Source organism: Leifsonia sp. 1010 (genome assembly GCF_031455295.1).
Taxonomy (GTDB): Bacteria; Actinomycetota; Actinomycetes; order Actinomycetales; family Microbacteriaceae; genus Leifsonia.
In genome coordinates this window covers 1,121,490-1,133,890 of the sequence record NZ_JAVDSL010000001.1, presented here as the reverse complement: position 1 = coordinate 1,133,890, position 12,401 = coordinate 1,121,490, and the positions used below count along the sequence as shown (strand labels likewise).

Annotated in this window: 11 protein-coding genes; 2 read left to right on the top strand and 9 right to left on the bottom strand. The window is 67.3% G+C overall.

Going from position 1 to position 12,401, the window contains the following annotated elements; translation table 11 throughout:
• Positions 1 to 470: 470 nt before the first annotated feature.
• From ccsB to J2Y42_RS05530, 5 genes are read right to left on the bottom strand one after another with little or no spacing between them, the layout of a single operon-like run.
• Positions 471 to 1,538 (bottom strand): c-type cytochrome biogenesis protein CcsB, encoded by a 1,068-nt coding sequence (ccsB, locus tag J2Y42_RS05550; protein ID WP_309855738.1) that lies wholly within the window; start codon positions 1,536 to 1,538, stop codon positions 471 to 473.
• A gap of 9 nt (positions 1,539 to 1,547) precedes the next feature.
• Positions 1,548 to 3,176, bottom strand: a complete 1,629-nt coding sequence (locus J2Y42_RS05545; protein ID WP_309855737.1) for a cytochrome c biogenesis protein ResB — start codon at positions 3,174 to 3,176, stop codon at positions 1,548 to 1,550.
• On the bottom strand, positions 3,160 to 3,900 hold the full coding sequence (locus J2Y42_RS05540) for a cytochrome c biogenesis protein CcdA (protein WP_309855736.1): 741 nt from the start codon (positions 3,898 to 3,900) through the stop codon (positions 3,160 to 3,162). The genes J2Y42_RS05545 and J2Y42_RS05540 overlap by 17 nt, the downstream gene beginning before the upstream one ends.
• 1 nt (position 3,901) lies before the next feature.
• Positions 3,902 to 4,519, bottom strand: a complete 618-nt coding sequence (locus J2Y42_RS05535) for a TlpA disulfide reductase family protein (protein ID WP_309855735.1) — start codon at positions 4,517 to 4,519, stop codon at positions 3,902 to 3,904.
• On the bottom strand, positions 4,516 to 5,250 hold the full coding sequence (locus tag J2Y42_RS05530; RefSeq protein ID WP_309855734.1) for a histidine phosphatase family protein: 735 nt from the start codon (positions 5,248 to 5,250) through the stop codon (positions 4,516 to 4,518). The genes J2Y42_RS05535 and J2Y42_RS05530 overlap by 4 nt, the downstream gene beginning before the upstream one ends.
• 152 nt (positions 5,251 to 5,402) lie before the next feature.
• Between J2Y42_RS05530 and J2Y42_RS05525 the strand changes: the two genes are divergently transcribed.
• Positions 5,403 to 6,161, top strand: a complete 759-nt coding sequence (locus J2Y42_RS05525) for a DNA repair protein RadC (RefSeq protein WP_309855732.1) — start codon at positions 5,403 to 5,405, stop codon at positions 6,159 to 6,161.
• On the opposite strand, the gene aspS is transcribed toward J2Y42_RS05525, so the two are convergent.
• Positions 6,091 to 7,419, bottom strand: a complete 1,329-nt coding sequence (gene aspS / locus J2Y42_RS05520) for an aspartate--tRNA(Asn) ligase (RefSeq protein WP_309855730.1) — start codon at positions 7,417 to 7,419, stop codon at positions 6,091 to 6,093. The two genes, J2Y42_RS05525 and aspS, sit on opposite strands and share 71 nt — an antisense overlap.
• A gap of 73 nt (positions 7,420 to 7,492) precedes the next feature.
• Between aspS and J2Y42_RS05515 the strand changes: the two genes are divergently transcribed.
• On the top strand, positions 7,493 to 8,677 hold the full coding sequence (locus J2Y42_RS05515) for an acetyl-CoA C-acetyltransferase (RefSeq protein ID WP_309855728.1): 1,185 nt from the start codon (positions 7,493 to 7,495) through the stop codon (positions 8,675 to 8,677).
• A 47-nt stretch (positions 8,678 to 8,724) separates the two neighbouring features.
• Here J2Y42_RS05515 and J2Y42_RS05510 read toward each other — a convergent pair whose 3' ends face one another.
• Genes J2Y42_RS05510 through J2Y42_RS05500 form a run of 3 tightly spaced genes read right to left on the bottom strand, consistent with a single transcriptional unit; the run spans position 8,725 to position 12,381 of the window.
• The gene (locus J2Y42_RS05510; RefSeq protein WP_309855726.1) at positions 8,725 to 9,852 is read right to left on the bottom strand and encodes a bifunctional 2-methylcitrate synthase/citrate synthase; all 1,128 of its coding nucleotides are present in this window, start codon (positions 9,850 to 9,852) and stop codon (positions 8,725 to 8,727) included.
• Positions 9,853 to 9,909: 57 nt separating this feature from the next.
• Complete coding sequence (gene prpB, locus J2Y42_RS05505) at positions 9,910 to 10,809, bottom strand: methylisocitrate lyase (RefSeq protein WP_309855725.1); 900 nt, start codon at positions 10,807 to 10,809, stop codon at positions 9,910 to 9,912.
• Positions 10,810 to 12,381 (bottom strand): MmgE/PrpD family protein, encoded by a 1,572-nt coding sequence (locus J2Y42_RS05500; RefSeq protein ID WP_309855723.1) that lies wholly within the window; start codon positions 12,379 to 12,381, stop codon positions 10,810 to 10,812.
• Positions 12,382 to 12,401 lie beyond the last annotated feature (20 nt).

The window sequence follows — 12,401 nt, the reverse complement described above, 5'->3', positions numbered from 1 at the left end:
CGCTCTCGCCTTCCAGCCTGTCGGCTTTCTCTGCGAGGCAACTTCTCTACCTTACCACTCTCAGTCAGTTTGTCAAGTCGGCGTTTCGTGTTCCTCGTTGGCCCGATATGTGGTGGGCACAACCGATCACACGATCCGAACCGGTTAGACCTGCTCAGTGAGTGGGTGTTAATCCTAAGCGCAGCAACCGAACTAATTCAAGTTCAGGTTTGCCGCTAGGCTAAGGATTTGGTCCCGCTTGAGGCCGGGGAGGTCTTCCGCTCTCCCGCACCTTTGGGGTGACAAGTAAGTACTTTACGCAGGCCTCCGTGGACGTGCAAATTCCGCCCGCAGCCCGGGCGTGTCGCGCTTGACATCCCCGGAATTCCGCGGATCTGCCCGGCGGCGTCTCTGTCGAGGCCCGAAACGGGAGAACCCCCTCGAAGTCGAAGCTCCGAGGGGGTTCTGTCCGGGCGGCGGGATCTTCGGGCTCACAGTCCCGAGTACGCGTGCAGTCCGTGGAAGAACACGTTCACGATCCCGAAGTTGAAGAGCACGGCCGCGAAGCCGATGATCGCAAGCCACGCGGACCGCGACCCGCGCCATCCTCGGGTAGCGCGCGCGTGGATGTAGCCGGCGTAGATCACCCAGATGATGAACGTCCAGACTTCCTTGGTGTCCCAACCCCAGTACCGACCCCACGCCTTCTCGGCCCAGATGGCACCGGCGATGAGTGTGAAGGTCCAGGCGATGAAGCCGACGATGTTGATCCGGTAGGCCAGGTTCTCGAGAGCCACCGAACTCGGCAAGGTGGCCAGGAAGCGGAACTGCTGCGGCCGCGACTCGGCGACTTGCCGTTCGCGGCGGTACTGCAACAACTGCAACCCCGACAGCGCGAACCCGAGCGCGAAGAACGCGGTGCCCAAGACGGCCACGATGATGTGGATGACGAGCCAGTACGACTGGAGCGCCGGCTGCAACGGGACCACCGGCACGTAGTACCGCAACAGCGCGATCCCCTGCAGCACCAGCACCAACCCGAGCACGAACGTCCCGACGTACTTGATCTGCCATTTGAGGTTGGCCACAAGGAACACTCCGATGATGACGAGCGTGCCCGTCATCGAGAACTCCCACATGTTGGCCCACGGCACGCGAGCAGCCGCGATGCCCCTCAGCACGACCGCGACCAGATGGAACGCGAAACCGATGATCGTCAGGGCGAACGCCCACCGCATCGAGACGGAGTTCGCCGACCCGTTCACCAGGTCGTCCTCGACTCGGCTGCTGATGCGAGACGACAGACGGCCGAGCGCTGAGGACGGCTCCGGCGGCGCGTCGCTCGCGACCCCGCCGATCACGGTCGTCGTGGATGCCCCCACCGGTGCGGCGACCTCAGCTCGGCGCGCTACCGCGCTCGGAACAACGGCGGCTTCGACGGCGGTCGCTCGCGCCCCCCGACGCGCGAGGTCGAGCGCGAAGGCGATGAACGCCGCCGCGTAGAGTCCCATCGCCGCATACAAGAACACGGTCGACAGCTGAGCGAGTGTCTCGGTCACAATGCAAGCCTAAGTCTTTGGGGAGCCGGCCAGGGCTCGGGAATGCTGATCGGCGACCGCGGTCACGGCTGCCAGGAGGTTGGGGTCCTCGCCACGGGCGAGCCCGGCGTACTCGAGCGTCAGAGAACCGTCCGGGTTCTCCACCGCCTTCACCCAGAGCCGGCGCCGGGGCACGAACAGCGACGTGAGCAGCCCGGCGAGGATCAGGATCGCGAACACCAGCACCCAGATCTGGGCCGGATCGTGGTGCACCTCCAGGGTCGCGAACCGCTTGACGCCGTCGAGGGAGATCGTGCCGAGCCCGTTCGGCAGCTCCACCGTCTGCCCCGGCTTCAGCTGCAGCGCCTTCGTCTTGGTCGGCGGCCCGGCCAGCTGCTCGAGGGTGTCGGTATTGAGGCTGTAGACGGACTGCGGGACGCCGTCATCGACGCCGAGATCGCCCGCGTAGACGTTGAGGCTCAAGACGGGATCGTTCAGTCCGGGGAACTTCGACGCCAACGCGCCTCCCCCGGTCGAGCTCTCGGTGACGGTCGGATAGAAGAACCCGATCATCCCGACCTGCTGCTTCAATCCGTCCGGCACCTTCACGAAACCGAGGGACGTCAGGTTGGGGTCCGCCTGCGGGATGAACGGGACCGAGTCGTTGAACACCACCTTGCCCGCCGGGTCCTTCACCGTGATGGTCGGTGCGTAGCCGTTGCCCAGGAGGTACACGTTCGTCCCGCCGATCGCGAGCGGGTCGTTCACCTTGATCGTGGTGTCGGAGGACGCATCCCCCGGTCCCGTCGTCTTCACATGCGCGGTGTAGTCGAGCGGCGTGCCGATCGCATCCCGGTTCTTGGTCTCGTACGCCACATCCAGCTTGTCGACGGCGATCGAGAACGGGACCAGCGACGCGTCGTTGAAGAACCGGCCCGGGTTGAACGAGTTGTACGACGGCAGGCTGTTCACGAAGCTCTGTCCCTCGACCACGATCTTCTGGCCGGTGTAGCCGAAGCCGCCGCCCACGCCGATCGCCAGCAGAACACCGAGCAGGGCGATGTGGAAGACCAGGTTGCCGGTTTCGCGCAGATAGCCGCGCTCCGCCGAGACCGACGTCGACCGCGCATCCTGATACAGGGCGACCCGATAGCGATTCGCCTTCAGCACATCACGGGCGGTGAGGATCGGATCCGGCGCGTCCGGCCGGAGCGCCGCGGGCAGGATGCGCGCTTGGAAGCCCGACATGCGCGTCAGGCGCACCGGCGTCCGCGGCGGCTTCGCGCGCATCGCCTCGAAGTGGTGGCGCGTGCGCGGGATGATGCAGCCGATCAGGGAGGCGAACAGCAGCAGGTAGATCGCCGAGAACCACACGGACGTGTAGACGTCGAAGAACTGCAGCTTGTCGAGCACGGGAGCGAGAGACGGGTTCTCGCTGAAGTACTTGGTGACGCCGTTGGGGTCGGAGCTCCGCTGCGGGACGAGAGACCCGGGCACGGCCGCGATCGCCAGCAGGAGCAGCAGGAACAGCGCCGTGCGCATGCTCGTGAGCTGCCGCCAGAACCAGCGGATCCACCCGAGCGGTCCCAGCTTCGGCTGGACGACCTCCGGGTCCTCCCGCTGGGGAGGCGCGTCGATGTGATCAGAGGGCCGGCTCAAAACCTTGGATCACCGCCAAGAACTGGGACATGAGCTCGCTCCACAGACCCGTGACCATCAGAACCCCGATGGCCACGAGCAGGACGCCGCCGATGATGTTGATGACACGGATGTGCCGCTTGACGAACGCGACGGATCCCGCCACCCAGTCGAAGCCGAGGGCCACGAGGAGGAACGGGATGCCGAGGCCGATGCAGTAGAACAGCCCGAGCAGCGCGCCGCGCCACGGCGAACCGCTTCCGACGCTCAATGCGCTGATGGCGGCGAGCGTCGGTCCGATGCACGGCGTCCATCCCAGACCGAAGACGATTCCGAGAAGCGGAGCGCCGATCAGCCCGGTCGCCGGGCGCCACGACGGCTTGATGGTCCGCTGCAGGAAGGAGAACTGGCCGATGAACACCAGCCCCATGACGATGACGAGAGCTCCGAGCACGCGGACGACGACATCCTGCCAGCGCACGAGCCAGTAGCCGAGCGCACCGAATGCCGCTCCATAGGCGACGAACACGATGGCGAACCCCAGGACGAACAGCGCAACACCGGTGAGCACTCGCGAGCGGTCGCGCTTCGCTCCTGGATCGCTCATCCCGCCGACATAGGCCAGATATCCCGGAACCAGCGGGAGGACGCACGGGGACGCGAACGAGACCAGCCCCGCGAGGAGGGCGATCGGCAGCGCCAGCAGAAGCTGACCGCTGAAGACGATCTGACCGACGTCGCCCACGTCAGTTCTCGGCCACTGCGTCGGAGATGAGCGAGTCGAGGATGCTCTTGCCGGGGATCGCACCGAGGATGCGCGCGGCGACGCGTCCCTTCTTGTCGACGACGAGCGTCGTCGGGGTGGCCTTCGGCGGGACGGTCCTGCTGAACGCGAGGAGGACGGAGCCGGTGTCGCGGTCGAGCACGGACGGGTACGTGACGCCCTTCTCCTTCTCGAAGCTCTCCGCGGTCTGCGCCGAGTCGTACAGGTTGACGCCGAGGAAGCCGACGCCCTGCGCCTTGTACTTGTTGCTCAGCGATTCGAGATCGGGGGCCTCGACCCGGCACGGCGGGCAGCCGGCGTACCAGAAGTTCACGACGAGGACCTTGCCTGCGTAGTCGGCCGAGGACACCGTGCTGCCGTCCTGCAGTTTGCCCGTGAAGGAGACCGCGTCACCGCGGTTGCCTGCCGCGAACTCGCTGACCGTGCCATCTCCCGCGATGTAGTTCTGGCCGTTGCCGGAGCGGTACTGGTTCGCGAGGCTGTCGTTGGCCGTACAGCCGGATAGTGCGAGCGCGGTCGCCGCAGCGAGGGCGGCGGCGGGCAGCAGGATGCGCGAGCGGAGACGGGACACGGTGCTCACACCGCCCCCACATCGGTGGCGGCGGCCTGGAGGCTTGCGGCGGGTTCGACGTAGCCGACCTCGACGAGACGCTGCGCTTCGGGGGTGCGGCCCGGGTGGATGGGGTGTGCGGGCTGCTCGGTCGTGGACTCCGCGCCGACTTCGGGCGTCGGGGTTGCGATCGGCGGCTCGGCGGTCACGCGCTCGAACGTCGTGATGCTCGACAAGGCGCAGCGGCGCTTGCGTGGGTCGTGGGGGTAGCGCTCGCCGGTGACGGAGAGGTGAGCGACCCAGATCGGCAGCTGGTGGCTGACCAGGACGACATCACCCGACTCGACGGAGTCGAAAGCGTCGTGGATGGCGGCGAGCATCCGGCGCTCGATGCTCGTGTAGGCCTCGCCCCAGCTCGGGCGAAGCGGGTTCACGAGATACGGCCAGTACTTAGGGTTGCGGACGGCGCGCTTCATGCGCGTTCCCTCGAAGCGGTTGGTCGGCTCGATGATCCGCTCATCGATGATCGGATCGAGGCCGAAGGCTGCAGCCACCGGAGCCGCGGACTCCCGGGTGCGCTGGAGCGGTGAGACGCGGAGTGCGCTGATCGGACGGGACCGCTCGCGCAGGTCGTCCGCCGCGGCCTGGGCCATGCGGTGACCGAGTTTGGAGAGGCCGAATCCCGGCAGCCTGCCGTACAGGATGCCGTCGGGATTGAACACCTCGCCATGACGGACGAGGTGAACCTGGCTCGCTACCACCGCTCCAGTCTACGGAGGGGGTTCCCTTGAATTCACTGAGCGCCCGCGGGGCTCGCGTGACAGGAACCGTCCACAGGCTGAGAGGACTCGCACTTCTCCACAGATTCCCGGCGTCGCGTCCGGTTCGCGGGCCGTCTTCGTAGCGTCGACTCATGGCCGACGAAGAAGAGGAAGTGGCTCTTGCGAACATCCCGAACCACGACCGCCCCCGTGAGCGGATGCGGCGACTGGGCGTCGGGTCCCTCACCGACGACGAGGTACTCGCCCTGGTGCTGGGGTCCGGGCAGACCGGACGCAGCGTTCTCGCGCTTGCGCGATCCGTGCTCCGCAGGACAGGGGGATTCGCGGGGCTGGCGACGATGGATTTCGCGCGGCTCGAGCAATTACCGGGCGTCGGCCCCGCCACAGCCGGGCGGCTGGTGGCGATCATCGAGATCTGGCGTCGGGCCGGTGCGTCATCGGCCTGGACCCGACTCACCGACCACAAGGCGGTCGCCGATGTGGTCCGTCCGGAGCTTCTGCATCGCGACTCGGAGCGCTTCGTGGTGGTCGTCGCCGACCGCGCCTCGCGTCCGCTCGAACTGGTGCTCCTGCACGACGGCGGCGTGGATGAGACCAGTGTTCAACCGGCGGACGTGCTTCAGGCGGTCCTCACGCGCGGCGGCCGATCGTTCGCGGTCGCACACAACCATCCGTCCGGCGTGCTCGACGCCTCCGTCGCAGACCTCATGCTCACCCGGCGACTTGACCAATCCGCCGCGACGCTCGGCCTTCGTTTCCTGGGCCACGTCCTGGTGGCGGGCGACAGCTGGACGGCTCTGCCCACCGCCGGCTCCGGCGCTACGGCGTCAGGCGGGTCGGCCCGCGGAAGAGATAGGTCGTCTCGCGCAGGTTCGAGAGGTGCAGCATGAGCATCAGCACGCGCGCCAGGCCCATCCCGAAACCGCCGTGCGGCGGGATGCCGTACCGGAAGAACGCCAGGACGTCCTCGAGCTCCTCGACCGAGAGGCCCTTCTCGACGGCCTGCTTCTCGAGGATGTCGACGCGGTGCTCTCGCTGAGCCCCCGTCGAGATCTCGACGCCGTTGAAGATCAGGTCGTAGCTGCGCGTGATCGACGGGTCCTCGGGATGACGCATGTGATAGTACGGGCGGATGCTTGCCGCGTAGTCCGTCAGGAAGACGAACTCGTGCCCATACGTCTCCTTGACGTACGCGGAGATCTGACGCTCGCCCTCGGGGTCCATGTCGTCGTCCTCGCGCTGCACCTCGTAGCCGCGCTCGGCAACGATGCGCTTCGCCTCGGCCAGCGGGATGCGCGGGAACGGGGTCGACGGCACGGTGACCTCGACGCCGAAGAGACGCTCGATCTCCTCGCCGTGCTTCTCCTTGACCGCGGTGAAACCGGCGACCAAGAGGTCCTCGTGCACCTTCATGACGTCTTCGTGGCTGTCGATCCAGCTGATCTCCGTGTCGACACTCGTGAACTCGGTGGCATGCCGGCTGGTGAAGCTGGGGTCAGCGCGGAACGCCGGGCCGATCTCGAAGACGCGGCCGAATCCGGCCGCCTGTGCCATCTGCTTGAAGATCTGAGGGCTCTGCGCCAGGTAGGCCGTGGTCTCGAAGTAGGGCAGCTCGAACAGCTCGGCGCGCGACTCGGAAGCCGAGGCCATCAGTTTGGGCGTGTGGATCTCGACGAATCCGTTCTCCACCCAGTACTGGCGGAGTGCGTGCTCGAACGTGGTCTGCACGCGGAAGATGAGGTTGTGGCGCGGGTCGCGCAGGTCGAGGAAGCGCCAGTCCATGCGCTTGTCGATGCCACTATCGGCGGCGATCGGCGTCTCCGGGATGGCGGCCGTCTCCACCTCGAGGGAGGTCAGCCTGATCTCGATGCCCCCGAGTTTGACGCGCTCGTCGTGCTTCAGCTCCCCGATGGCTCGAACGAAGCTGCCCTGCGAGAGGCCGGAGATGGTGGTGGCAGGCTCGTCCGCGATTACCGCGCCGTCGTCGCCGACAGTGCGCGGGTTGACCAGCTGGACGGCTCCCGACTCGTCGCGCAGAACGACGAACTGCACCTTCTTCTGGTCGCGGACGGTCTCGACCCATCCGGCGACGCTCACGGGGCCGTCGGGAAGAGCGGCCAGGTCCTTGATCAAAACGCGTGCAGTCACGAGCCCCAAGCCTACCGGTGCGCCCGTCGTGCGCGGTGTGACAATGGGAGGACAAGGCACGAAGGAGTAGCCCATGAGTACCGACGACGTCGTCATCCTGTCCGCCGCCCGCACCCCGCTGGGGAAGATCAAGGGGGCGCTCGCCTCGCTGACCGCGGTGCAGCTGGGAACGATCGCCGTGAAGCAAGCCCTCGAGCGGTCGGGGATCGGAGCCGAGGCCGTCGACACGGTGCTCTTCGGCCAGGTTCTGCAGGCCGGTGCCGGACAGAACCCCGCCCGGCAGACGGCAATCGGTGCGGGGATCGGTTGGGAGGTGCCGGCTACGACGATCAACAAGGTGTGCCTGTCGGGCCTCGCGGCCGTGATCGACGCCGCACGACTGATCCGCACCGGGGAGGCGACGGTGGTCGTGGCCGGAGGGCAGGAGTCGATGACGAACGCGCCTCACATCCTGCCCGGCTCGCGGCTCGGCTGGAACTACGGGTCCATTCAGGCGCTCGACTCGGCTGCGCACGACGGGCTCACGGATGCCTTCGACGGTATCTCGATGGGCGCCTCGACAGAGAGCTACACGGAGAAGCTCGGGCTGACGAGGGAGGCGCAGGACGACTTCGCAGCACGATCGCATCAACGCGCGGGAGCGGCAGCCGACGCCGGAGTCTTCGACGACGAGATCGCGCCCGTCACCATCCCGCAGCGCAAAGGCGAGCCGCTCGTCGTGCGGACCGACGAGGGCGTTCGACCCGACTCGACGGCCGAGACGCTCTCGCGGCTGCGACCGAGCTTCGCCGAGGGTGGGACTCTCACCGCCGGCAATTCCTCTCCCCTCAGCGACGGGGCCGCGGCACTGGTGTTGACGAGCCGCGAGAACGCCGAGCGCCTCGGACTGCCGTGGCTGGCTCTCGTGGGAGCGAGCGGGCAGGTCGCCGGACCGGACAACTCGCTGCACTCGCAGCCGTCCCGCGCGATCGATGCAGCCCTCAAGCGGGCGAACTGGGACGTGTCGGAGCTAGACCTGGTCGAGATCAACGAGGCGTTCGCGGCCGTGGCACTGCAGTCGATGTCCGACCTGGGGCTCGATCCGGAGCGTGTGAACCTGCACGGCGGCGCGATCGCGCTCGGACACCCGATCGGCGCGTCGGGCGCCCGGCTCGCCGGTCACGCTGCGCACGAGTTGGCTCGACGTGGTTCCGGGCGAGCAGCGGTCGCGCTGTGCGGCGGTGGTGGGCAGGGAGACGCGCTGCTGCTCTATCGCTGATCGAATGCTGGCGAGGGCTTTGTGCACCCGGAGCGCCGGCCCGAAGGTCAGCGCTCCAGGTGACGCTCCGCCGGGCCGGTGTACTGCGACAACGGACGGATCAACGAGTTGGCGGCGTACTGCTCGAAGATGTGCGCCGTCCAGCCGGTGACGCGGGCCGCTGCGAAAAGCGGCGTGAACGTCTCGGTGTCGAAGCCCATCAGGTTGTAAGCCGGACCGGACGGGTAGTCCAGATTCGGCTTGATGTTCTTGCGCTCGCCCATCGCGCTCTCCAGAGCGTCGTACAGGTCGAGGAGGTCGCGGCGGTCGTAGTGCTCCGCGAGGACCACCAGCGACGCGCGCATCGTGGGGACGCGGGAGTCGCCGTTCTTGTACACGCGGTGGCCGAAGCCCATGATCTTGCGCTTCTCGGCCAGAGCCGCGTCGAGCCACGCCCCTGCGCGATCGGCGCTCTGGATCTCGTCGAAGGCGTGCATGACGGCCTCGTTCGCTCCGCCGTGGAGCGGGCCCTTCAACGCCCCGATTGCACCGGTCACCGCCGAGTAGACATCCGACAGCGTGGAGGCGATCACCCGAGCGGTGAACGTGGACGCGTTGAACGAGTGCTCCGCATACAGGATGAGAGAGACGCGGAACGCGTCCACGACCACGTCGTCCGGCACCTCGCCGAACGTCATCCAGAGGAAGTTGCGCGAGTAATCGAGGTCGTCGCGCGGCTCCACCACATCGAGACCACGGCGGCGGCGCTGGATGTACGCCACGATCGCGGGCAGCTGCGCGAAGAGGTAGATGGCACGGCCCTCGTTGAGCTCCGGGTCGAGAATGCTGTCGGGCTGCTGCAGCGTGGCGTCGAGGCCGCCCAGCTGGCTGACCGCGGTTCGCAGGGCGTCCATCGGGTGGGCCGACACCGGGATGTCATCCAGCGCGCGGCGCGTGCGGTCGTCCAGGCGACGCAGCGACCGTTCCAGAGACTCGAAGGCGACCAGCTCGTCGGCCGTCGGCAGTTCGCCGTGCCACAGCAGGTAGGCCACCTCTTCGAACGAGCAGTGCTCTGCCAGCTCCTGGACCGGGTAGCCGCGATACAACAGCGAGTTCGTCTGCGGGTTCACCGAGGAGATGGTCGTCGTGTCCACGACGACGCCGGCGAGGCCCTTGTGGATCTCGGGGTCGGTCATGTGAGCTCCTTCGCTGCTGACGGAATGGCCGCCGGTGGGCGGCATCGAGAGAGGGCGCTACTTCCGCACGTCGAAGTTGTACACCGACGTGTCGAAGGCGTTGTAGCCCTCGTAGTCAATCAGGTCGTACAGATCGGCGCGATGCTGCATGTCGTCCAGCATCGGCTTCAACGTCCCCTCGCCGACCAACTGGTCGAGGCCGCGCTCGGCGGCGCCCATCGCCAGGCGCAGAAGGGACACCGGCCAGATGACGATGTTCACGCCGACGTCACGCAGCTGGTCGACGGTGAACAGGTCACTCTTTCCGAACTCGGTCATGTTCGCCAGCACCGGCACGTCCACGGCGGCGCGGATGGCCTCAAACTCGGAAAGATCAGCCATCGCCTCGGGGAACAGAGCGTCGGCGCCGGCATCGACCAACGCCTTCGCGCGGTCGATCGCCGCGGCAAGGCCCTCGACCGCACGAATGTCCGTCCGCGCCATGATGAGGAGGTTGCCATCGCGGCGAGCATCCACGGCAGCCCGGATGCGCTTCAGAGCGGTGTCCTCATCCACCACCTGCTTGCCGTCGAGGTGACCGCACCGCTTGGGGTTGACCTGGTCCTCGATGTGCAGGCCGGCGACGCCGGCATCCTCCAATGCCTGGACCGTGCGCGCGACATTCATCGGCTCGCCGAAGCCGGTGTCCGCGTCGACGAGCGCAGGCAGGTCCGTCATGCGCGTGATCTGCGCAGATCGGCCGGCGACCTCTGTCTGCGTGGTCAGGCCGATATCCGGCAGGCCGAGGTCTGCGGAGAGAACGGCGCCCGAGATGTACACGCCCTCGAATCCCTTGCGCTCGATCAGGCGCGCGCTCAGCGGATTGAACGCCCCGGGCATGCGGATCAGCTCACCCGACGCCAGCCGGGCTCGGAAGGCTGCGCGCTTCTCGTGCGCGGGAACGGACGAATACAGCATCTAGAAGAGTCCCTTCGGCGAGGGGGTCGCGGCCAGGAGTCCGGGACGCGCAGTGATGGTGAGGCCGGCGAGCTCGGAGGCGCTCAGTTCGGGCAGACGTTCGGCCAGCGCAAGGAATCGCTGGATCTCGTCCTGCTCGAGAACGTCGGCCGCGAGGGTACGGAACTTCGCGACGTAGTCCTCTCGGACGAAGGGCCGAGCACCCAGCGGGTGGGCATCGGCCACGGCGATTTCGTCCTCGATGACACGGCCGTCGGCCAGACGGATCACCACGCGACCGCCGAACGCCTTCTCCGCGGGGTCGGTCGAGTGGTAGCGGCGGGTCCACTCGGGATCCTCCGATGTCGTCACCTTCCCCCACAGCTCGACGGTCTCCGGCCGAGCGGCACGCGACGGCAGGTACGACTCCACGTGGTGCCAGCCGCCGTCTTGAAGAGCGACCGTGAAGATGTACGGGATGCTGTGGTCGAGCGTCTCGCGCGACGCCGTCGGATCGTACTTCTGCGGATCGTTCGCGCCCGACCCGATCACGTAATGCGTGTGATGCGACGTATGGATGACGATGCTCTCAACACGAGACGGATCAGCCGCCTCCGGGTGCTCGCGGTGCAGCTTCCTGGCGAGGTCGATCCAGGCCTGGGCCTGGTACTCGGCGGAATGCTCCTTCGTGTACGAGTCGAGGATCGCGCGCTTCGACTCGCCCGCGTCGGGCAGGGGAACGTCGTACGACGCGTCCGGGCCGTCGAGCAGCCAGGCGATCACGCCATCCTCACCCTCGTAGATCGGGGTCGGGCTGGTCTCGCCGCGCAGCGCCCTGTCGATCGCCTCGACCGCCATCTTGCCGGCGAACGCGGGAGCATGGGCCTTCCAGCTCGAGATCTCGCCCTTGCGCGACTGACGCGTCGCCGTGGTCGTGTGCAGTGCCTGGCCGATCGCCTGATAGATCGTCTCGGCCGGCAGCCGGAGAAGAGTGCCGATGCCCGCCGCGGCGGACGGTCCGAGGTGGGCGACGTGATCGATCTTGTGCCGGTGCAGGCTGATCGCTCGCGCGAGGTCGATCTGGATCTCGTAGCCCGTCGCGATGCCGCGGACGAGGTCGCGACCGGTCAACCCGTAAGCGCGCGCCGCGTGCTGCGCGACCGCGGTGATCGGAGGGATGTTGTCGCCGGGATGCGAATACTCGGCCGCGAGGAACGTGTCGTGGTAGTCCAGCTCGCGGACCGCGACTCCGTTGGCCCACGCCGCCCACTCCGGCGAAACGCGGACCGCCTGCTGCTCGCCGAAGACGGTGGAGCCGTCCTGCGGGTGCTCCACAGAATCGGTGAGTTCCTCCAGCTGGCGGGACGGGATCGGGTGCGCGAGAGCCTGCGACCGCGCCGAGACCACCGGTCGTCGGGTCAAGGACGCCGCGGCGACAGCTGCGTTGTCGATCACCCGGTTGATCACCATCTCGGTGACGTCCGCGTCCACCTCCACCGGGTCGGTCGCGACCTGCGCGATCTTCCATGCGAGCTGGTCCTGACGGGCGAGGTTCTCCTCGCTGCTGTGCACACGAACGTTGTGGAGCTTCACGTAACGAACCTACCTCCCCT